The sequence below is a fragment of the Pseudoalteromonas sp. TAP-3C genome (assembly GCF_059888565.1).
The window spans coordinates 319,219-341,942 of the sequence record NZ_JCBFEM010000002.1; the positions used below are offsets into that span (position 1 = coordinate 319,219).

Genomic DNA, 22,724 nt, shown 5'->3' on the forward strand with positions numbered 1-22,724 from the left:
TGAATTAGCAACAATACTCTTTTTTTAGTCATACATGCCAGCTCAACAACCCTTTGGTTTCTATCGCCAATGCAATTGTTTAACACCAACCCTGCTAATTTATTAACTGCTTTAGGGTTAAAATGATACTATTTTGCACCTTTCACTTATGGGTCACTATAGTGTGCTATGTTTATCCATAAGATCGTTACTCAGCTTTTTCTAGTATGAATATACTGTTGACTAGTGTTGCTATGTTTAAGTACCGAGGTGTTACTGACAATGAATGTTAAGTTTAGGTGGTTATTAGCTGTACTTTTAACGCTTTGCCTAGGCGTGCCTAGCAGTGGTTGGGCGTCGAGCGATATTAAAAAAATTGTACTGGCTACCGACACCATTGACGGGCTGGTAGAAAAAGACGGCTCTGGCCTTTACGTTGATATGCTCACTAAAATTTTTGCTGCGCAATCGATTGAACTTAATATTATGATTGTGCCTCACTCTCGTGCCTATCGATGGACGGCCAATGGCAATGCTGATGCCATGTTAAGCGCAAGGCAAAATGAAGTGGAAGGCTTGTACTTTCCGGTATGGCATTACGATATAACTTTTGTGTCGGCAATGTTTAAAAAAGATCGGTTTAAAGATTGGCAAGGCGAGTATTCGTTACAAAACAGATCGGTGGGTACGCTAAGGGGCGCTAATTACAATAATTATTTGTATGTGCCGATAGATTTGCAGCAGGTTACCCAGCGAATTGAAGGCGTTAAAATGCTCAAGCTCGACAGGCTTGATTTCTTTTTAGATAACCGTAAAGCGCTACAGCAAACCCTGATTGCTAATGCCGCTGAGCTTTCAAAAATGAATTTTGACCCGCAACAGTACCAAATCGAAAACATTGTGCCTATAAAACAATACATTGCCTTTACCGATAACGCTAAAGGCCGTGAATTAGCACAAATTTTTGACGCCGGATTTGCAAAATTACTTGCCAGCGGTGAGTTAGAGGCATTATTTGTTGCTTACGACTACCTGCCTTTTCCCTTTCCACAAAATCTAGACTAGAGTAGTAATTACATGTTGTTGTGGTTGAGTTTTTTATGAGCGTTGTATTTACTTTAGTTATAAGCTTAATGTTGGCTTTTCAATGCATTGCACAAAGTGCCCTGCCCCACTCTAAAATAGAAAGCCAATCAAACACACCGCAACAAACCACTACCCAGCTCAATGTGCTCGCGGTTGACTTAGGCACCCTTATTAGCAAACCTTTGATTCAACGAGGCTTAGAGTTTGAACAACAGACCGGTATTAAAGTTAATGTCACCAAAGTGCCTTTTGGCCAGTTATATAACGAAATAAACAAGGATTTAAGCTCGTCAACCAGCCAATACGATATTATTGCCTACGCCTCACTCTGGATGGTGGATTTTGCGGAAAATAATTATTTAGCGCGTTTAGATAATTACATAGCCTCCGACTCTTTAATTGAATGGAATGATGTATCGCGTTTTTTTAGAGACTTTAGCTCTAAATATAACGGCCAAATTTACTCGATTCCGCTCGATGGTGATATACATTTACTCTATTACCGCCTCGATATTTTAGAAAAGTATGGTTTGGCTCCACCTAGAACCTGGGATGATTACCTTGCTATTGCTAAACAATTAAATGGTGTTGATATGAATGGGGATGGCAAGGGCGATTTTGGCTCGTGCATTTCTAAAAAAGCCAATGAGCAATCGTATTGGTCTTTGCTTTCGATTGCGGGCAGTTTTTTGCAAAGCAAAGGCACTTCTCAAGGCATATTTTTTAATACTAAAACCATGGCGCCATTAGTGAATAACGATGCCTTTAAAAAAGCCTTAAAAATTTATAAAAAAACCACTGAATTTGGCTCTGCTGATGAACTTAACTTTGATACCAATGATGTAAGGTATGCGTTTATAAGCGGGCGCTGCGCTCTTGCCATTGAATGGGGCGACATTGGTACTATGGCCGTGTTACCTGAATCTAAAGTAAAAAATAAAATAGGGGTGAGTATATTGCCCGGAGCTACTGAGGTATTAAACCGCAAAACAGGCCAGCTTGAACGTTGCAATGCTAACTTATGTCCGTTTGCCATTGGCGATATTAACTATGCCCCTTATGCAGCTTTTGGTGGTTGGGTAGGCTCAATTAATAATGCCAGCTCAAAACATAAAAAAAACCTTGCTTATAACTACTTGTCATATGTTACTCAGCCTTTGCAATCGAATGAAGATGTAACCATAGGTGCCACCGGTATGAATCCGTATCGTACCTCTCAATTGATTAACCACAAAAACTGGCTTAAACAAGGCATGAGTGAAAGTACGCTGCATTATTACTTGGGCTCTATTTCTAAAACCGTTAATAACGCCAATATTATTCTTGATTTGAGAGTTTTTGAAAACAACCGCTATTTTAGAGACATACTCGACACTGAAGTAGCTAAATACCTAAGGCACACCCAGTCTATTGACCAAACCGTGATTAATATAGAGCAAGGTTGGAATAAACTAACCGATGAAATTGGCCGCGACAAACAACTAAAAGCTTATAGAGCGTCGTTAGGCTTAGTCCCGATCCCCTAAAACGAACGGTAGTGTTATTTTAGGTATTGGCTATGCAATATCAAGCCTATGTCAAATACGGTTGCAAAATCCGTGAACAACAAGGGCTACTTTCCTATATTTGACGCTATTAAATAAAACATAGTTAGCCAACACTCCTGCTTTAGTGAATGTAAAACAGGCTAAATCTGCAGCTTGGTTTATAATTACAATAATATGACCTAGAGTAATAAAATGCTAAAAATCGCTTTTGTTGTATTACTAATGAGTAATTTTACTGCCTTTGCTTGTACTAAAACGCTTAACGTAGGTACCAATGAGCGCAATTGGCCGCCTTATGTAGTGGCTATTAACGGCACACTTACTGGCATTGAAATTGACGTGTTAAACACTGTTTTTAAAAACTCATCGTTTTGTTTAAAGTTTGTATTACTGCCAACGTCTGCTCGCGCATTTGAAGAACTAAAAGCAGGCCGTATTGATATACTATTTGCTGCCAGTAAAACCTTGAACAGAGCTGAATATGCCTACTTTAGTGATACGTATCGTGATGAAGTAATGCGTCTTTATAAATACACCGAATCGCCTGATGTAAATAGCCTAAACGATATTTTTTATAGAGATTTAACCCTCGCTATTGGCCGTGGTGGTTATTATGGCCCTGCGTTTGAGCAGTTTAAACAAAACCACCCCGCTCACGTTATTATGATGCCCACAGCCGATAAACGCTTTGCTATGCTAAATAAAAACCGGGTTGATTACGCTATTGAAGATGAACTTGCAGCGCAGTATTTTATAAACAAGTATTTAAATGTAAAGCCGGTTACTAACATGGCAGAAATTCATAAAAGCTCTATTCATTTAATGTTGAGCAAAAAAACCATCAGCCAAATAGAATTACAAACAATTAATCAGTTAATTGGACAAAATAAAACCGCTATACACGCCATATACAAACCACAAAACTAGATTCTTTTACCTTTCATCTTGTCGCGTGGATCTGTATAATTCGCGGCCTATAATTTACTCTATTGCTTGTTTATTTATGCGGCGCATTGCTGCTGTTTAACCCTGCCATTTAATTTCTAGGATTACTTTTTTTGATCTCCACCGCAAATATTACGATGCAGTTTGGCGCAGAGCCGTTGTTTGAAAACATTTCAGCTAAATTTGGTAACGGTAATCGTTACGGTTTAATTGGCGCTAACGGCTGTGGCAAGTCGACTTTTATGAAAATTTTAAGCGGGGCGCTAACGCCGAGTGCGGGTAATGTGTCGATTACGCCGGGGCTAAAATTAGGTAACCTAAGCCAAGATCAGTTTGCATTTGAGCAATACAGTGTAGTAGATGCGGTGATTATGGGCGACGTTGAGCTTTGGAAAGTAAAACAAGAGCGCGACCGCATTTATTCTCTGCCAGAAATGAGTGAAGCAGACGGCATGAAAGTAGCCGAGCTTGAAAGTGTATTTGCCGAAATGGACGGTTACACAGCCGAAAGCCGCGCAGAAGAAATACTGCTTGATGCCGGTATTGATAAAGAATTTCATTATGGTTTAATGGCAAACGTAGCACCGGGCTGGAAATTACGTGTGCTTTTAGCGCAGGCGCTTTTTGCTAACCCTGATATTTTGCTACTTGATGAGCCAACCAATAACTTAGATATTCATACTATTACCTGGCTTGCCAATGAGCTTAACCAACGTAAATGCACCATGATCATTATTTCCCATGACCGTCACTTTTTAAACTCGGTATGCACCCACATGGCCGACATTGATTACGGTGAGCTACGTATTTACCCAGGTAACTACGAAAAGTACCTTGAAGCGTCAGGCTTACAACGCGAACAGTTACTTGCTGAAAACGCAAAAAAGAGCGCTGAAATAGACGAATTGCAAGACTTTGTTAACCGATTTGGCGCTAACGCCTCTAAAGCTAAACAGGCGAGTTCGCGCGCTAAAAAAATGGATAAAATTAAGCTTGATGAAGTTAAATCGTCAAGCCGTATGAGCCCGTCACTGAGCTTTGATGAGGGCAAAAAAATGTATCGCCAAGCGCTTGAGCTAACCAAGCTAGGCCATGGTTTTGATGGCGAAATGTTGTTTACCGGTGGCAATTTACTGCTCGAAGCCGGCGCTAAGCTTGTGGTAATTGGCGAAAACGGAGTAGGTAAAACCACACTTTTACGCTGTTTGGTTAACGAGCTTAAAAGCTTGGAAGGTGAAGTTAAGTGGTCTGAAAATGCCACCTTTGGCTATTGCCCACAAGACAGCACAAAAGATTTTGATAACGATTTAACGCTGTTTGATTGGATGTCGCAATGGCGTACTGCTAAGCATAACGATTTAATGGTGCGTGGCATGCTAGGTCGCTTATTATTTACCGCAGACGATGCCAATAAAAAAGCCCGAAATTGTTCAGGTGGTGAAAAAAACCGTTTATTGTTTGGTAAATTAATGATGCAAGACGTGAACGTACTGATAATGGATGAGCCAACAAACCACATGGATATGGAAGCCATTGAAGCGCTTAACAATGCGCTAAAAGACTTTCAAGGTACGCTTATATTTGTAAGCCATGACCGTGAATTTGTCTCGTCACTGGCTACCCGTATCATTGATATAAAAGACAAGCAAGTGATTGACTTTCAAGGTACATTTGACGAGTACCTAGCAAGCTGCGAAGAAAATAAAGTAGCTTAGGTTAAAGGTTAAAGGTTAAAGGTTAAAGGTTAAAGGTTAAAGGTTAAAAAACAGCCTAAACTATTTAAAGGCGGTGCTTATTCAAGCGCCGCTTTTTTGTGCCTGGGGTTCGGGGTTCGGGGTTCGGGGTTCGGCAGAATTGTGTTTGGTATTCATTAAAACCGTCTTTCCGCACCCAAAAAAATTAATAAAAAAGCTTGACGACGATCTCCATTTTTGATCTATTACTTATCTTTAAGTGGTGTAAAATTTATGGCGTCTTATTCAACAAAAAGTCTTGATCATTTAGGTTTAGTTGCAGGTATGAACAAAGAACTTGGTATTGCTAAGTTAATTGATCAATCACTCCCTGAGCAAAGCCCTGATAAGTTGATTTCTTATGGTCAACTTGTTGAAGCCATGATTTTAAATGGGCTTGGTTTTGTTGGCCGCACTCTGCATATGTATCCGCAATACTTTAAAGAGCGCCCCGTTGAGCGCCTTATTGGAGAAGGGATAAAAGCTGAGTACATTAATGATGATGCATTAGGTCGTTGCCTTGATAAACTGTATGACGCCGGTGTTTCCGGTATTTATCAAACCTTATCAGCCCACGTTGTAAAGCACTTAAACCTTCCTTGTGAAGGTATCAATTTAGACTCAACCAGTATTCATGTTGATGGTAAGTATGAGGATGATATTGATAGCCAAGCGATCAAACTTGTCAAAGGCTATAGTCGAGATCACCGCCCTGAGTTAAATCAAGTTATATTGAATTTGATCACAGAAAACAGAGCGGGGATCCCTATTTATATGCAAGCAGCCAGCGGTAATAGCAATGATAGCGAAGGCTTTAAACAGATTGTAAAACAGCATATAAGCAGTCTCAAAGCGGCACAGAATAGCCGTTACTTTATTGGCGATGCAGCGCTTTATACCGCAGAAACGATCCAATCACTTCACGAACAAGCGCAGCTTTTTATTTCCCGTGCGCCACAAAAATTAAAACAGGTTAAAGAAGCCATCAAGGCACAACATACACTCGATTTCGAGCAGATGGACAATGGGTATAGCGGCGCTTGGTTGACATCAGAATATGGAGAAGTCAAGCAGCGTTGGTTATTGCTCAAAAGTGAGCAAGCCAAAAATAGAGAGCAACATACGCTCACTAAGCGGATGGAAAAAGAAAGCAATGAAACGCTAAAATCCTTTAAGAAATTAAACAAACAAAAATTTGCGTGTCGTTTAGATGCAGAGCAAGCATTAAAAACGTGGCAAAAAGGGCATCCTGACAGTGAAGTATATGCGCATGAAATCATTGAGCAGGGCGTATTTAAACGCAGTGGTCGTCCAAAGCTAATGCAACAACCCGATAGTATTGAATATCAAATTACAGGCACAGTTTATTGGACACTAGCAGCGAGAAAAACGAGGTTACAAGACAAAGGCATGTTTATACTGGCGACGAATGATTTACGCGATTCGCTGTCGATGGAAAAAATGCTCAGTTTATACAAATCCCAACAAAGTGTTGAGAAAGGATTTCGATTTTTAAAGAGCCCTGACTTTTTAACCTCATCACTTTACTTGAAAAAACCAGAGCGGATAGAGGCACTGTTAATGATAATGACGTGCTGTTTAATGGTTTACGCCGCACTGGAGCATAAAATGAGGGCTGAGTTAAAAGCGCAGGAAGCTCATTTTCCCAACTTAAAATACAAGCCCTGTCAAAACCCAACAGCGCGATGGGTATTTTTCTGTTTCCAGGGTATTCATGTGTTAACGCTAAGTGAAACACAGGAATTAGTATTGAATATAGAGCAGAGGAACAGGACAATCATTGATTGCATGGGCAGTATCTATCAAGAAATTTATTCCTGAAAGCGTTGCGGAATGTCGGTTAAAACGCAATTGGTAATTTATTAATGGGGCAAAGAAAGACTATATTTTTTGTTTGCTCATTTACTCCTCATTTTCTTCTCTGTGGTTAAACAAGAAATTAGATTTTAGATTAAAATGCGCGAGGTAAACTCCCGCCTACGGGTATGATTAACATCCAAATTTACTGTAGGCGGGGCTTTATGCCGCGCAAGGTCGTTATTCAAAAAGAGGTTATGAGACGCTGCGCTGAAAGAGGAAATAAAAAAGCCAACTACTATCCTGTAGCAGCGATTTTATATCGCGTTAGAGTTAAACCTAAATATGTATTTACCACCGAGAACACAGAGTTCACAGAGAAATACTTAAAAAATACCGTTCCACCTCTGTGCAGCGCAAAGCGCCTCGGGAACCTCTGTGGTGCAAAATTTTTATAGCAGTAAACGCCCTTCGTATCAGCGATTTTATATCGCGTCAGACCTAGGTTATTAAACACAAAAACGCGGGGTGAACCCGCTGCTACATGGTGGTTATTCTTGGTAGCAGCGATTTCACATCGCGTATTACAGGCTCTATTCTACCCGCGCCTCGCAGCCCGTTGCCCGCAGCTCGTAACCTTTAACCTTTAACCTTTAACCTTTAACCTTTAAATAATATAAAAAAAGGAGCATTGCTGCTCCTTTTTAAATTTTACTTAGGTTTATTTAATATCAAACCGGTCGGCGTTTATTACTTTTACCCATGCGGCGGCAAAGTCATGTACAAAACGGGTTTGATTATCGTCTTGCGCATAAAACTCCGCTAAGGCTCGCAACATTGAATTTGAACCAAACACTAAATCAACCCGGGTCGCTGTGTATTTTGTTTTACCGCTTGCACGGTCAACTATGTTGTACTCGCCTTTAGCTGCAGGCTCCCAGCGGTTGTTCATGTCGGTTAAATTAACAAAAAAGTCGTTACTGAGTACACCTACTTTATCGGTAAATACACCATGAGATGTGCCTGAATGGTTAGTACCTAAAACACGCATACCGCCCATAAGTACAGTCATTTCTGGTGCAGTTAGCCCCATTAGCTGACTTCGCTCTAAAAATAGCTCTTCTGCTGAAACGGCGTAGTCTTTTTTCAACCAATTTCTAAAGCCATCGTGAATCGGCTCAAGTACATCAAACGATTCTGCGTCAGTCATGTCGTCGCTTGCATCACCACGCCCAGGCGTAAACGGGACGGTTATATCAACCCCTGCTTTTTTAGCTGCATGCTCTACCGCTGCTGTGCCACCAAGTACAATTAAATCAGCCATACTTACAGGCTTAGTTAAACCTGCTTGAAGCTTTTCAAGTGCGCTTAGTACGTTAGCTAATCGCTCGGGCTCATTGCCTTGCCAGTTATTTTGCGGGGCTAAGCGAATACGGGCGCCATTTGCACCACCACGATGATCAGAGCCTCTGTAAGTGCGCGCGCTATCCCATGCGGTATTAATTAAGTCGGTTTCGTTAACGCCACAATTAAGTATCTTTGCTTTTAAATCGGTTATTTCTGCATCACTGAGGGTGTAGTCAACCGCAGGAATTGGATCTTGCCAAATTAAATCTTCACTAGGTATATCGGTGCCTAAGTAACGTGATTTAGGGCCTAGGTCGCGGTGCGTAAGTTTAAACCACGCGCGGGCAAATACGTCAGTGAAGTAGTCAAAGTCGTTATTAAAACGCTCAATAATTTTACGGTACGCGGGGTCGAGCTTCATTGCCATATCGGCATCGGTCATTATCGGGTTTAAACGAATAGACGGATCTTCTACATCAACGGGTTTATCTTCTTCTTTAATATTAATTGGCTCCCACTGATGAGCACCAGCGGGGCTTTTTGTAAGCTCCCACTCATAATTAAGGAGTAAGTAGCAATAGCCGTTGTCCCATTTAGTTGGGTTAGTTGTCCATGCCCCTTCAATACCTGAAGTCATGGTATCGCGGCCAATGCCACGGGTTTTGTGGTTATTCCAACCAAGCCCTTGCTCGAATATATCGGCCGCCTCAGGCTCTGGCCCTAGGTTTTCTTCTTTGCCATTACCATGGGTTTTACCTACCGTATGACCCCCTACAGTAAGCGCGGCAGTTTCTTCGTCATTCATTGCCATACGCGCAAAGGTTTCACGCACCTGCTCGGCGGTTTTAAGCGGATCGGGCTTGCCGTTAACGCCCTCAGGATTAACATAAATTAAGCCCATTTGTACCGCGGCTAATGGATTTTCCATGGTATCGGGTTTATCAACATGGGTATAACGTTCGTCACTGGGCGCAAGCCACTCTTTTTCAGCGCCCCAGTAAACGTCTTTTTCTGGGTGCCATATATCTTCACGGCCGCCTGCAAAACCAAATGTTTTTAATCCCATTGATTCATACGCCATGTTACCGGCTAAAATAATTAAGTCGGCCCATGAAAGCTTGTTGCCATATTTTTTCTTAATTGGCCAAAGTAAACGCCGCGCTTTATCAAGATTAGCATTGTCAGGCCACGAGTTAAGCGGTGCAAAGCGCTGATTACCGGTACCGCCCCCTCCGCGACCATCAGCTAAACGATAAGAACCGGCAGAATGCCACGCCAAACGGATCATAAGGCCGCCATAATGACCCCAATCAGCTGGCCACCAAGGCTGGCTTTGTGTCATTAGGTTTTTTAAGTCGGTTTTAAGTGCTTCTAAGTCAATAGAGTTAAATGCATCGGCATAATTAAAGTCGTTATCGTAAGGGCTGCTTTTGCTATCGTGCTGATGAAGAATGTCTAAGTTAAGTGAGTTTGGCCACCAATCTGTATTGGTGTTTTCTGTTGTTGTATTACTACCATGCATAACCGGGCATTGACCCGTTTTATGATTTTCCATGTTGAGCTCCTTTTAGATATACATAAAAACACTCATTAATACTTTTTATTAATTGCCAACTAGCAGCGTTTTTACAATTGTGTCATTTATTTTATGACATGTGCGATCTGTTGTTTTATAAATATACGTGCAGCCGCAGCAATACGCTAGCGTAAAATCATGCTTTAAAACGATTGCAATCATTTATAAATACGATGGCCTCACAGCATGCAAAGACAAAAGTAAGATAATTTAAACTTTCTATAAAAAGGATGATCGTAATTAAAAATAGCCACGTAATATAATGTGAAGGGTTTGAAAGTGACTTAATTTATTTAAGTGCACAGTGGAATACCCCCCTTCGCCATGAAATTATAGTTATGAAAGGTGTATAATTTACTTATGCACCTTTATTTCTTACTAATTTTAGCGAGTTGAATTTAGTTAAGTATGAATTCAGCTGTGCAAACACATACTCGTTTTTACATCCTGTTGTTCCCTCGACACCGTTAAGTAGTTTTTAGCCAGCTCGCCTTGAGCTGGTTTTTTTTAAAGGCTAGTACCAATTATTTACGCATGTTAAAGTAATGGATTAATTAGTTTTTGATTAGGCATACTAATGCGTCTGTATTTATTATTTATCACTTGTGTGACTCTTTTCTCTGGTTTTTCATCAGCTCAGCAAGAAAGTACACAAACGCTTACTGAGCAGCAGCAACAACAAGTGATTGAGCAACTTGAAGAACCTATGTTTAAACCTTTCATAGAGCGCTACGTGCTCGATGAGTTAAAATCGGTTAGACAAGATCAACAAAAACTCCGTGAAGATGTAACCAAACAGGTGACCCATGCTCAGTTAGATACGGCTGACCGAGCAATAACTTACACCACTGATACTATAAATAACGTATTTTTTATTATTACTGCTACCGCTTCTATTTTAGTTTTGGTGGGTTGGAACTCGCTTCGCGACGTAAAAAATAAAGTTGAAGATATTGTAAATACTCGCGTAAGCGTGATCACTGATGAATACGAGGAACGTTTAAAGATTTTAGAAGAAAAATTACGTGTTCGCTCTGAGGAAATTATAAGTAATCAAGAACGTATATCTACCACCAATGAGGTTCATTCATTGTGGATGCGTGCGAACCTTGAAAGTGATGTTGCCAATAAGATTGAAATTTTTGATGAAATATTACAGCGAAAGCCAGAAGATGTTGAAGCAATTGCATACAAGGCAGATGCTCTATTAGAATTAAATAACACCGAAGAAGCCATTGTACTTTGTAACTTAGCCATTGAAATAGATAGTGACTATGGTTATGCCTACTGGCAGCGCGCATGTGCCTATGCGTTAACACACAAACATGCCGATGCATTGGCGGATATAAAAATGGCGCTTGAGTACTCACCTAACTTACGTAACGAGTTGCTTCACGAAAGTGCATTTGCAAGCCTGCATAATAACGACAGCTTTAATGCCATTGTTTCAAGTGACTAGGCCCTAGCGTTTAAAATACAAATCTATTGATTTAGTGAGCAGCTCGTCGAGCTGCTCTTCAAAATCGTCTATATTTATATCAAAAAGATTTAAGTACGCCTTAGCTTGTACCAAAGACAAGTTACGGTTTTTAACGCTATATTGTCGCTCATCTTTTTGTTTATCGTAGCGGGGTAAAAATAATAGCTGGGCATAATAAGGCGATTTAATATGCTTGTTTGCAAAGCGACAAAAGTCTTCAATATGACTTGCGCCCGCAGGGCCTAAACAGCCAGGCTCTACACGATACATTACTCTGATTTTTTTCTCGTCACTTAGCTGCATAATTTATAATTACCTAAAAAATAAGACTCGAACTATTTTACCATCTTTAATTTGATAGCTTGAAATAAGCTCTGAACGTTTATCTATCACGTTTGCATCAGTTGAGCAGGTTTCTGACAACTCATGGTCTATAACAATATCACCATGCACAATACGCTTGATTGGCGATGCGTGAAGACACTTGAGTTTTTTAAACATAATGCCATACCGTGCGATTAATTTTTCTTTACCTTTAAATAATAGCTCATTCGGGAAAATATAAAACTCAACATCTTCATCGTACATACGAATAAATTCTTCAATGTTGCGCGCGTTGTATGCTTTTATTAATTGCTCTACTACTGCCAGCGATTCGCGAGACTGTTTAGCTTTAACTTGTTGCCTTGCAGTCAGTGCGTCTTTTGCTTGAGTAATCGCTTGCTCTGCCTGAACGATGGCGATGGCTTTATCAACTTTATTTTTTGGCTGTTGGGCTGGTTTAGTTGATTCGCTACCTAATACTTTGGCGTCATTTATTGTGCTTTCATCAATCAGTGGTTTTTTTTGTTCTTGAGTAGACACTGTAAGTGTATCAAGTTTGCCTTCTGCTGCATGAGTGTTTTGTAAATTGCCCGTTTTTTCAGGCACCGTAATTGGCTCTTTAGAAGGCGTTTGCTCAGGCTCGTTAAACGGCGCCGATAGCGCTACAGCCTGAGTATTAAATGCCATAGTAACGAGTAAACATGCAAAAATAAAAAATGAAGATTTCATGGTTTTCCTAATACAAGTACAAAATGCAATTAACCCGCAACATACCAAATTTTATTCTTTTGAGATAGTTATTACATAGCCAAATCAGCTAAAACTGTTCATTTTAAAAGTAAGTTTTATAATTTAAACATTAGCATTAAGTTATAAATACTTACAGAGAAATAAATGAGGAGGCAGCGGGCTTCGAGTGACGAGCTGCGAGGAGCGAGTAAATGCAAATGCCTATAAATACGCGATATAAAATCGCTGCAACGAAAGACGACATTTATTGCTAAAAACAATTTTTCACCACAGAGGTTCCCGAGGGGCTTTGCGCTGCACAGAGGTGGATTGGTATTTTTTAAGCTTTTCTCTGTGAACTCTGTGTTCTCGGTGGTAAATATTTATTTTTAATTAATAACCTTGCGCGGCATAAAGCCCCGCCTACATTAAATCCAGATGTTAATCATCTATTACTGAGAGGTACAAGACGGGGTTTACCTTGCGCATTTTATCTGACGTCTGAAATCTGATTCCTTGTTTGAACACAGAGAAGTGAGTGAGAAGGCAGCGAGCTTCGGGTGACGAGCTGCGAGCTTGTGCTAAAACCTTTAACCTTTGACCTTTAACCTAGAACCTGAAACCTAGGAACCCAAAGCCCTTGGCTCGCAACCCGCAGCTCGTTCCAGGCATAAAAAAAGCCGCATAAAATGCGGCTTTGGGGGTTTAGTCTCACTTCACTTTGGGCGTGTCTCCAAAACTTAGTGAATACGTTACCAAGGAACTGTTGTATTTAACCTAAACGGTTAATTAAATTGACTCTAGGGCAATTTTAACCATTTCATTGAACGTAGTTTGACGCTCATCTGCAGGGGTTGCTTCACCGGTGATCACGTGATCACTTACGGTAAATAATGCCATGGCTTTTGCACCGTATTCTGCTGCTACGCCATATAAGCCGGCTGTTTCCATATCAACAGCCAATACACCGAGTTTATCTAGGTCTTTGTAAAAGGTGTCATCGGCTTGATAAAACGTATCGGTAGTAAATACGTTACCTACTTTTGCGTCAATACCTAGCTCTTTCGCCGCATTGACGCCGTTTAAAAGCAATTCAAAATTAGCAATAGCGGCAAAGTCAGTACCACGTACACGAGCACGATTTACGTTTGAATCTGTACTTGCACCTTGTGCAAAAATTACGTCACGAATTTTAATATCGCTACCAATACCGCCACAGGTACCAATACGAATAATATTTTTAACACCAAAACTGACAATAAGCTCACGCGCATAAATCGACATTGAAGGAATGCCCATACCAGAACCCATAATGCTCACTGGCTTGCCTTTGTAAGTTCCAGTAAAGCCGTACATATTACGTACGCCGGTTACTTGTACCACATCATCTAAAAAGTTTTCAGCAATATATTGTGCGCGTAGCGGATCGCCTGGCATTAATACTGTTTGCGCAAAATCACCTACGTTTGCACTGATATGCGGAGTACTCATCGATTGTTTTCCTTTTATTTGGCTAATTGTTTGGCTAAAAGCCTTATTACTTTAAAAATAACGAGCGTATTTTTAAGTTATTTAACTGTATTTAGCTTATCAATAAAGCCATCACCATATTCTAACGCTTTTAAATTAAACCATTGGGCAAGCGTTTGCCCTATATCAGCAAAACTATTACGCTCACCCAGCGGGGTATTTTTCATCCCTGGCTGATAAGCGATAACCGGCACATATTCACGGGTGTGCTCAGACCCTGGAAATGTGGGGTCACAACCATGATCGGCGGTGATCATTAATAAATCATCAGGCTGTAGTTGCCCTAAAATAGTCGGTAAGTAATCGTCAAACTCTTTGAGCGCTTTAGCATAGCCTACAGGGTTACGGCGATGGCCAAACTTTTCATCAAAATCAACTAAATTGGTAAAAATCAAACTACGTTCAGGGGCGCTTGCCATTACTTCACTGGTTTTTTCTAGCAAGTTCATTAACCCTGGCGCTTTGTGCTTTTGGGTAATGCCTTGGTGCGCATAAATATCTGAAATTTTACCAATACTGATAACTTTACCACCGTCTTTTGCAAGTACGTCAAGCAATGTTGGCGATGGCGGTAATACTGAATAATCACGACGATTACCTGTTCTGGCATAGTCTTGATTATTAGAACCCAAAAATGGCCGCGCAATCACTCGCCCTATGTTCATTTCATCAAGCAGCGCCCGTGCGATTTCGCAAACTTGATAAAGTTTCTCTAGGCCGAATGATTCTTCATGCGCGGCTATTTGAAACACACTGTCAGCTGAGGTATAACAGATTGGCTTACCTGTTTTTACGTGCTCTTCACCTAGCTGCTCTAAAATAGTGGTTCCCGATGCATGGCAATTGCCTAATATGCCCGGTATACCTGTACGAGCAATAAACTCGTCTACAAACGCTTGTGGAAAACTTGGTTGTGTTTTTGGGAAGTAACCCCAGTCAAATAACACCGGCACACCTGCCATTTCCCAATGCCCCGATGGCGTGTCTTTACCGCTAGAAAGTTCTTTTGCGTAACCCCACGCACCTTGTGGTTCATTTCGGTCAGCGATTAAACAGGGCTCTTTACCAGCCGCTTCACATGCATCCACTAACCCTAATTTTGAAAGGTTAGGAAGCGAAAGCTTACTGCCAGTCTCGTCATAATATGCTTTGAGTAAATGTGCGAATGTATTAGCACCCACATCACCGAATTTATCTGCATCGGGTGCTGCGCCAATTCCTAAGCTATCCGCCATTAATATAATTGCTCTTGCCATTGTGACCTCACATCTATTCTAGGTGGCTACTTTATCTGCTCTTCGATTTTTCCGTACAGGACATAAGTCCTGTTTCATAAAAGCTAAACATTATAAATTTGCGTTCTTGAGCGAAGCAAAAGAGATTAATCGTGTCTTTTTTGCTATTGTGATCTACCAACAATGTATCCTTCTGTGTGGGTGAGAACTTTAGTGACACGAACTATTATAGCTATTGCAGGCGCATCGGCGTCGGGCAAATCTCTATTTAGCCAAACTATTTATAATGAATTGGTAAATGAGCTTGAACCAGGCGCTATCGCCATTATTGAAGAAGACGCTTATTACAAAGATCAATCGCATTTACCGATGGCACATCGTACGCAAACAAATTATGACCATCCTGATGCGTTTGAACACGAGTTGATGCTTGAGCATTTAACACAACTTCGTAATGGCCACTCAGTTGAAGTACCAACATATGATTATGCCCAACATACACGTAGTGATAAAACACGTCGTGTAGCCTCGGCTAAAATACTCATTGTAGAAGGTATTTTATTACTAAGCGATAAAGCGCTTAATAAAGAATTTGATATCAAAGTGTTTATAGATACACCGCTGGATATTTGTTTAATGCGCCGAATGCAACGCGACATGGAACAAAGAGGCAGAACATTACAATCTGTTGTTGAACAATATCAAGCAACTGTTAGACCGATGTTTTATCAATTTATTGAGCCTTCAAAGCATAACGCTGATTTAGTTGTGACTCGAGGCGGTATGAATCGCGTTGCGATTGATATTATAAAAAGTAAAATAAAATACATTTTACAAGAATAACAACGGGAAACATGTGTATGACAACATTTATGAGCTTAGTAGGCATGATAGTGCTACTAAGCATCGCTTTTGCGGCCTCCACTAACCGCAAAGCAATAAAGTTAAGAACCGTAGGCATCGCATTTTTAATGCAAGTGATGATCGGCGGATTTGTATTGTTTTTTGAAGCAGGTAAAAATGTATTAGCGAGTATGTCTCGTGCGGTTTCATCAGTGATTGGTTTTGCCAATGATGGAATTAGTTTTTTATTTGGCCCATTAGCATCGCAAGATACACTTGGGTTTATTTTTGCAATTCAAGTATTGCCAGTGATTGTATTTTTCTCAGCGCTTGTGGCTGTGTTGTATCATCTTGGCATTATGGATTGGATTATTAAAATTTTAGGCGGTGGTTTACAAAAATTATTGAAAACTTCGCGCACTGAGTCACTTTCAGCCACAGCTAATATATTTGTTGGCCAAACTGAAGCGCCTTTGATTGTTAAACCGTTTATTGCAACTATGACCAAGTCAGAGTTATTTGCAGTTATGGTGGGTGGCTTGGCCACTGTTGCAGGCTCTGTTATGGCCGGTTATGTGATTATTGGCGTAGATCTTAAATACTTAATTGCAGCCAGCTTTATGGCGGCGCCTGGTGGTTTCTTAATGGCAAAAATGATTGTGCCAGAGACAGAAACGCCTAAAGATGATTTAGCAGATATAGACTTAGGCGACGACAAACCGGTTAATGTTATTGATGCCGCAGCTTCAGGCGCGGCAAATGGTATGCATTTAGCACTTAATGTAGGTGCGATGTTACTTGCGTTCGTTGCGTTAATAGCGTTATTAAACGGTTTATTAGGCGGTATTGGTGGGTTATTTGATCACCCAACACTAACGCTACAAGAGATTTTAGGTTATGTATTTGCCCCGGTTGCATGGTTACTCGGTGTACCATGGAATGAGGCAATTTTAGCCGGCAGTTTTATTGGTCAAAAGTTAGTGGTAAATGAATTTGTTGCTTACTTAGACTTTATAAATTATCGCGATACGTTAAGTGCGCATACACAAGCTATTGTTACTTTTGCCTTGTGTGGCTTTGCTAACTTATCATCGATAGCCATTTTACTAGGTGGATTAGGCGGTATGGCGCCTAGTCGGCGAAAGGATATCGCACGCTTAGGGCTCAGAGCAGTGTTAGCAGGATCTATGGCTAACCTTATGAGCGCAGCAATTGCTGGGTTTTTCCTCTCGCTAGCTTAGAAACTTAATGAGACGATCCCTCTGTTGCAAAACAATAGGATAGCGCTTTAAGGGGTTAAAGTACTATCTGACTTGAACGATACTTCACCAAGGGCCGCAAGGCCCTTTTATCGTTTTTATAGCCTTTATTTTTAAGCCCTTAATCTCTTACATAACGTTTAATGTAAGGTTCAAACCCTGTTTCTGTTTTAAGGCGTTCAAGCGCTAGATTAAAGCGTTTTATTAGCCTAGGTGAAGTGGCTTTATTAAAACCAATATAATTACCTTTAAGCTCATTAACATGTATTGGCTCTAGTCGAACTAAGTCATCTTTAGAAAAACCAAATGGTTGGATCTGATGCTCAATGGTGAAATCTGAACTAATAATTAAATCGATACGTTTTTTAAAAAAAAGCCCTATAAATGATTCTTTATCACTAAATAATAGTAGGTTTTTACCCGCAACAAATCCCAATTTTTTCACCAGCATTTCGTAAATGTCACCCCGAACTATACCTAACGAGTAATTTTTGGCTTGTGAAATATCATCCATAACAAGGTGTTCATTGCTTTTTAATTTAAAAAAATAAGTTTGATTTGATACCAATGGACCTACCCACTCAAACAATGGCGCACGCTCATCCGTTTTTGCAATAGAGACAATAGCCGCATTAGGTTTTTTTTGTACCAAATTATAGGCACGTTTCCAAGGGAATATTAAAAATTCACACTCTAATGCTGCAAGTGCACACGTGTCTTTAACAATATCAAGGTTAATACCTGCAAGCTGGCCCGAGTCGTTTTGAAAGCTATAGGGAGCAAAGCTTTCAGTGTAAATAGTCAGTTTATGCTCGTTAGCTTTTATACTTTGACTAAAAAACAAGCTAAGAGCGAATACTATAAATTTAAAAATAACCTCACCCTCTTTTACGTTAATTATCAACATTACATTAGGAAGAGTATAGAGACTATTTATTTTTATAGCTTAATTTTTATTAAAAGAATCGTATTAATTTGATAGATAGCATACAAATTGGTGCCAATTATGATGCTTCTCAAATTTTAGGCACAAAAAAAGCGCCTTAAGCGCTTTTTTTATTTTACTTAAAAAGTAAAATTATACAGCTGTGATGTTATCAGCTTGAGGACCTTTTTGACCTTGTGAAAGAGTGAACTCTACACGTTGGCCTTCAGCTAAAGTTTTAAAACCTTCGCTTTTAATTGCTGAGAAGTGTGCGAATACGTCTGGGCCATTTTCTTGCTCGATGAAACCAAAACCTTTAGACTCGTTAAACCACTTAACTGTACCTGATACGATGTTAGACATAGTATTATTCCTGATATAAAAATTAAATTTTGCCCTAGTGGGCGGTGTAGCAAAAAATGAGATGGTACTTAAAAACTTCAGGACGGTACTACAAGTATTACTTATACAACAACGAAATGGAGATTTAAAAATTATCATACTTTCTTTCTAGCTGAGCTCTACTATATAGAGTTACAGAAACATGTCAACCCTTAATACGTTAATTAATAAAATAACTTAAGCGACTCGCTTTATAAATTAAGTGTTTGTTTAAATAGCTTAAAATTCAAACTCTAGTGCCATTCTAAAGCTATGATTTTTCTCTGATTGGCTGATTTCTGTAATGAATCCTGCTTCCCACTTTAATTGTTTTTGCCCATCAAAGCGATACAAACCAATAAACCCTGGACCAATGCCCACAAAGTCTTCGCCAAGATAAACCTCAACAGCGGGCTGAAAAGCAGACAGATATCGGTAGCGATATTGCGCTCTAAATTCACTTTCCCACTCGTTTTGTATATCTTGCCCCCACTCGTACACTAAAAATGCATTCATGGTGAGGCTTGCACGACCAAACTCTTTTTCAATCACAAAACCGGTGGTTGCTTCGTATGCGTCGGCATCATGCTGTTTTTCAAGTTCAAATAACGCACCCCAATCGGCCCATAACTTGCCCTGCTCTATAAGTTGCCACCTAAGCTCTAACTCATACGCTTGTAAGCCAAAATCACCATTATCATCGCGCTCACCTACAATATAGCCTTCCAATGCCATGGTGTCGTTAATTGCGCCACCTAAGCCAATACGTTGCGCTAAAATATTACCACTATCGGTTTGATGTGACACAAGGCGCCACTCTAACTCACGCTCAAACGGCAATACGTAAGGGTGATATACTTTATCAACCACCATGCCGTCGGCGTGCGCGTGTGGCGGTATTAATAAACAAAAACCAATTAATACAGCACCTGTAAATAGGTTTATTGCTTTCATGATTGTTCCTTAGTTATTGATTTAGGAATAAAATAACAAATTAATAAAAATACCACGCTACTGAGCGCATAACTTAAAACACTGGTTAAATTAGGTGTAGCCTCATAACCGATAAGCGCTCGCAATACCCGTCCAAACTCTGAGTTTTCAGTTAAAATAGCACGTAAGTCCCATACAGTTGCCGCTGTTGCTATCAAATCAATTTGGCTCGCCAAATCAAGTGCAACAACCAGTTTTGCTGCGCTATTTAATGCAAGCAATACCAACAAAGGGGTAAGCCCAAAACGTTGCTTAATTGCACTTAATAAAAAATACAACAACACGCTAAAACTACTGCATATCCCCAAGCCTAAAAAAGTGCCAATAAATAAGCTTTGTGCTGCTTCGTTGTTTTGCCAAAAACCAATCAAGTAAATAATGTAATGACTTAAATAAAGCGTCATTACGCTGATAATAGCAATCATAAAAGCAAGCGCTGATTGTTTAATGGCGAAGCAAAGCGCACTAATAAATACTAAAATACACAAACCAATTTGGGTATACTCTAAGCCTTGATAGTCAAACAAGGGACTAATTAACGACGCACTTTTTACAAATATAAACGAAAGCCCGATACCTAAAACAAGGCACCCCAGCAACTTTAGTAAACTTTGCTTGGCAATCACTTGCAGTAAGACAAGTAAAATGGCGACGGGTAATAACTGATTTAGGCTCATCACTAGGCTAGTTATTAACATTGGGGCGCTCCTTGTCAGTCGCTATTACAGCACCACGGGCCGTATTGGGCGAAAACTCGCCAAAAAATTCATAGCGCCCAGGAGTTAATGGCCCAATATAAATAACGCTTTTGCGATTAGGGTAAAGCACCTTCTCTCGGTTGAGATCGAAACTGTCGAACTCTTCTGGGGTACTATCTTGATTTTCAATTAATAAGCGTATCTTTTTATTAGCCGGCACCACGATTTCTGCGGGATAAAACAAATGATCTTTAAGTACAATAAGATAATCTTTACTAGAGGCGTTAAATGATAAAAGGATGCAACAATATAAATAAAGATGAATAAGTCGTTTAATCACATTTAGCTCCTGCAAAAACCACCTGTACCTTTAAGCCGCCCAGATCGCTGTCAGTTAAATTAATTTCAGCACTATAAATAGCAATAATATGCTGCACTATTGCCATACCTAAGCCCGCACCTTGTTCACCCGAAGGATGTTGGTCACCACCAACGCGATAAAAACGATTAAATACTCGTTGTTTTTGCTCATCCGTCATACCTGGGCCACTGTCTTCTATTTGCCAAATACGCTGCCTGTGCATCTGCTTTAGGGTTATTTTTATTTGTCCGTTTGCAGGTGCGTACTTTATAGCATTACTAAGTAGGTTTAAAATCAAGGTCATTAAGGTAAATTCATCACCGTTAATAGTAAAATCATCTCCCTCAAGGCTAATAGTGTGATTTTTCGCCTCTATTTTTTCATACAATTGGCTAACCACTTCTTGCGTTATCGCCAATAATGACTGTTCCTTAAACTGCTTTTGCCACTGCTCTGGCTGAGTGCGCCCTAATATCAACATTTGCTCTACTATATTAGTGAGCCTATTAATACCTTGCGTCATGGCTTGTAATTCTTGGTTATCGCCCTGTTGAGCGGCCAAATTATGCACATTTATTTTTAAACTACTCAAAGGAGTACGTAATTCATGTGCTGCATCGGAGGCAAAAAATCGCTCGCGTAAATAAGCTGTTTCTACGCGTTTAAATAAATCGTTTAAGCGGCTGATCACCGGTTTTATTTCTTCATCGGTCACCTGCCAATTAATAGCTGTAAAGTCATTTGCTTGGCGCAGAGCTAATTGTTTTGATAAACGAGTTAATGGTGCCAATGCATATTTAACAAAAAAACTAATAAACAACGCCAATAAAGGAACTGCCCATAACATGGGTAACATGGCTGACAAAATTACCGCCTCAGCAAGCTCAAACCGCTTAGCAATCGGCTCTGCAACAATCACGGTGCGTAAAGAAGTGGCAAAAACGAATATCCGCATTCGCTGCCCAGCAATATTAAGCGTTTGAAAGCCCGCTTGATATTGGCTTAAATCAAGATTTAATTCGTCAGAGCCACTAAGTAGCTCGCCACTTTGCCAAATTTGATACAGTAACTGCGTACTTTCCTGCATTGTTGGCGCCATAGCGTTTATAGATAACGGTTGTTGCATCAAAACACCAGCCATCACCTCTAGCTCACTATCGAGTAATTGCTCACCATGGCTCATGCTTTTTTGATAGCCTTTGACTAAAGCCAAAAAGCAGGTTAGTACCATCATTGACAGTAAAATAAGCGTTAAGCGCTTACGAATTGACACGCTTTCCCACCACATAACCAATACCACGGAGAGTTTTAATAAAATCGCTGGGGAATTTTTTTCGTAGGTGATGAATATGCACCTCAATGGTGTTAGAGCCCACCTCTTCACCCCATTGATAGAGTTTATTTTCTAACTGCTGCTTAGATTGCACGCGACCTTGGTTTTCCAGTAGCGCTTTTAGCAGCATGTACTCTTTTCGCGGCAGAGAAAGTAGCTCATCGTTGAGTGTGACAGTGTGCGCTGACGTATCCATAGTAACGTCACCACAGTGTAATAAACTCGACTGCGCTTGATTTACACGTCGACTCGCAACGCGCAAACGAGCAAATAATTCGGCGGGTTCAAATGGTTTAGCTAAATAATCATCAGCCCCCATATCAAGCCCTTGCACTTTGTCATCTATGCTACTGCGCGCAGTAAGTATAACCACGGGGATCACTTTTTTTTGCGCTTTTATGTGCTTTAAAATTTGCGAACCATCATCATCTGGCAAACCAAGATCGAGTATCACCATTTCTATTTCGCCACTGCCTAAGCATTGCAGCGCATACTTAACCGTTGCGCTGTGTTCTACACTATAGCCTTCTTGGCGCAATGAACGACAAAGTCCTTGCGCCACAAGATGATCATCTTCAACTAATAATAAATGCATTATGTGT

20 protein-coding genes are annotated in these 22,724 nt (G+C 40.2%); 8 read left to right on the forward strand and 12 right to left on the reverse strand.

What is annotated here, in order from left to right; all coding sequences use genetic code 11:
• Positions 1–261 precede the first annotated feature (261 nt).
• The 5 genes from AC6H44_RS17315 (at position 262) to AC6H44_RS17335 (ending at position 7,132) form a co-directional block, all read left to right on the forward strand.
• On the forward strand, positions 262–1,044 hold the full coding sequence (locus AC6H44_RS17315; RefSeq protein WP_500739116.1) for a substrate-binding periplasmic protein: 783 nt from the start codon (positions 262–264) through the stop codon (positions 1,042–1,044).
• Between the two features lie 35 nt (positions 1,045–1,079).
• Positions 1,080–2,591 carry an ABC transporter substrate-binding protein gene (locus AC6H44_RS17320; RefSeq protein WP_500739118.1) on the forward strand — a complete coding sequence of 504 codons (1,512 nt, stop codon included), beginning with the start codon at positions 1,080–1,082 and terminating at the stop codon, positions 2,589–2,591.
• Between the two features lie 213 nt (positions 2,592–2,804).
• Positions 2,805–3,539 (forward strand): substrate-binding periplasmic protein, encoded by a 735-nt coding sequence (locus tag AC6H44_RS17325; protein ID WP_500739120.1) that lies wholly within the window; start codon positions 2,805–2,807, stop codon positions 3,537–3,539.
• 131 nt (positions 3,540–3,670) lie between these two features.
• On the forward strand, positions 3,671–5,272 hold the full coding sequence (locus AC6H44_RS17330; RefSeq protein WP_500739121.1) for an ABC-F family ATPase: 1,602 nt from the start codon (positions 3,671–3,673) through the stop codon (positions 5,270–5,272).
• 252 nt (positions 5,273–5,524) lie between these two features.
• Positions 5,525–7,132: an IS1634 family transposase gene (locus AC6H44_RS17335; RefSeq protein WP_500739096.1), complete on the forward strand. Its 1,608-nt coding sequence runs from the start codon at positions 5,525–5,527 to the stop codon at positions 7,130–7,132.
• Between the two features lie 697 nt (positions 7,133–7,829).
• Here AC6H44_RS17335 and katG read toward each other — a convergent pair.
• Positions 7,830–10,010: a catalase/peroxidase HPI gene (gene katG, locus AC6H44_RS17340; RefSeq protein ID WP_500739123.1), complete on the reverse strand. Its 2,181-nt coding sequence runs from the start codon at positions 10,008–10,010 to the stop codon at positions 7,830–7,832.
• A gap of 598 nt (positions 10,011–10,608) precedes the next feature.
• On the opposite strand from katG, the gene AC6H44_RS17345 reads away from it, so the two are divergent.
• A complete protein-coding gene (locus AC6H44_RS17345) occupies positions 10,609–11,490 on the forward strand; it encodes a tetratricopeptide repeat protein (RefSeq protein WP_500739124.1) in 882 nt (293 codons plus the stop codon).
• 3 nt (positions 11,491–11,493) lie between these two features.
• On the opposite strand, the gene AC6H44_RS17350 is transcribed toward AC6H44_RS17345, so the two are convergent.
• The 4 genes from AC6H44_RS17350 to AC6H44_RS17365 all read right to left on the reverse strand — a co-directional run bounded on the left by AC6H44_RS17350 (position 11,494) and on the right by AC6H44_RS17365 (position 15,350).
• Positions 11,494–11,814, reverse strand: coding sequence for a hypothetical protein (locus tag AC6H44_RS17350; protein WP_500739125.1), 321 nt, complete (start codon positions 11,812–11,814; stop codon positions 11,494–11,496).
• A 9-nt stretch (positions 11,815–11,823) separates the two neighbouring features.
• Positions 11,824–12,564, reverse strand: coding sequence for a nuclear transport factor 2 family protein (locus AC6H44_RS17355; protein ID WP_500739126.1), 741 nt, complete (start codon positions 12,562–12,564; stop codon positions 11,824–11,826).
• A gap of 789 nt (positions 12,565–13,353) precedes the next feature.
• Positions 13,354–14,055: a purine-nucleoside phosphorylase gene (gene deoD / locus AC6H44_RS17360; protein ID WP_500739128.1), complete on the reverse strand. Its 702-nt coding sequence runs from the start codon at positions 14,053–14,055 to the stop codon at positions 13,354–13,356.
• Between the two features lie 77 nt (positions 14,056–14,132).
• Entirely contained in the window at positions 14,133–15,350 is a 1,218-nt protein-coding gene (locus AC6H44_RS17365) for a phosphopentomutase (RefSeq protein WP_500739130.1), read from the reverse strand.
• A gap of 192 nt (positions 15,351–15,542) precedes the next feature.
• Here AC6H44_RS17365 and udk point away from each other — a divergent pair, with 192 nt between their 5' ends.
• Together udk and AC6H44_RS17375 are read left to right on the forward strand one after the other, a co-directional pair.
• The gene (gene udk / locus AC6H44_RS17370) at positions 15,543–16,172 is read left to right on the forward strand and encodes a uridine kinase (protein WP_008110733.1); all 630 of its coding nucleotides are present in this window, start codon (positions 15,543–15,545) and stop codon (positions 16,170–16,172) included.
• 17 nt (positions 16,173–16,189) lie between these two features.
• Positions 16,190–17,413 carry a NupC/NupG family nucleoside CNT transporter gene (locus tag AC6H44_RS17375; protein ID WP_500739132.1) on the forward strand — a complete coding sequence of 408 codons (1,224 nt, stop codon included), beginning with the start codon at positions 16,190–16,192 and terminating at the stop codon, positions 17,411–17,413.
• Between the two features lie 139 nt (positions 17,414–17,552).
• Here the strand turns inward: AC6H44_RS17375 and AC6H44_RS17380 are convergent, their stop codons facing one another.
• The 7 genes from AC6H44_RS17380 to AC6H44_RS17410 form a co-directional block, all read right to left on the reverse strand.
• A complete protein-coding gene (locus tag AC6H44_RS17380; RefSeq protein WP_500739134.1) occupies positions 17,553–18,338 on the reverse strand; it encodes a substrate-binding periplasmic protein in 786 nt (261 codons plus the stop codon).
• Between the two features lie 171 nt (positions 18,339–18,509).
• Positions 18,510–18,719 (reverse strand): cold-shock protein, encoded by a 210-nt coding sequence (locus AC6H44_RS17385; protein WP_002959120.1) that lies wholly within the window; start codon positions 18,717–18,719, stop codon positions 18,510–18,512.
• Positions 18,720–18,977: 258 nt separating this feature from the next.
• The gene (locus AC6H44_RS17390) at positions 18,978–19,691 is read right to left on the reverse strand and encodes a hypothetical protein (RefSeq protein ID WP_500738462.1); all 714 of its coding nucleotides are present in this window, start codon (positions 19,689–19,691) and stop codon (positions 18,978–18,980) included.
• Entirely contained in the window at positions 19,688–20,428 is a 741-nt protein-coding gene (locus tag AC6H44_RS17395) for an FTR1 family protein (protein ID WP_500738464.1), read from the reverse strand. Before AC6H44_RS17395 ends, AC6H44_RS17390 begins: the two co-directional genes overlap by 4 nt.
• The gene (locus AC6H44_RS17400) at positions 20,415–20,768 is read right to left on the reverse strand and encodes a cupredoxin domain-containing protein (RefSeq protein WP_500738465.1); all 354 of its coding nucleotides are present in this window, start codon (positions 20,766–20,768) and stop codon (positions 20,415–20,417) included. The genes AC6H44_RS17395 and AC6H44_RS17400 overlap by 14 nt, the downstream gene beginning before the upstream one ends.
• Positions 20,761–22,077, reverse strand: a complete 1,317-nt coding sequence (locus tag AC6H44_RS17405; protein ID WP_500738467.1) for an ATP-binding protein — start codon at positions 22,075–22,077, stop codon at positions 20,761–20,763. Before AC6H44_RS17405 ends, AC6H44_RS17400 begins: the two co-directional genes overlap by 8 nt.
• Complete coding sequence (locus tag AC6H44_RS17410; protein ID WP_500738468.1) at positions 22,049–22,717, reverse strand: response regulator; 669 nt, start codon at positions 22,715–22,717, stop codon at positions 22,049–22,051. Before AC6H44_RS17410 ends, AC6H44_RS17405 begins: the two co-directional genes overlap by 29 nt.
• Positions 22,718–22,724: the final 7 nt, after the last annotated feature.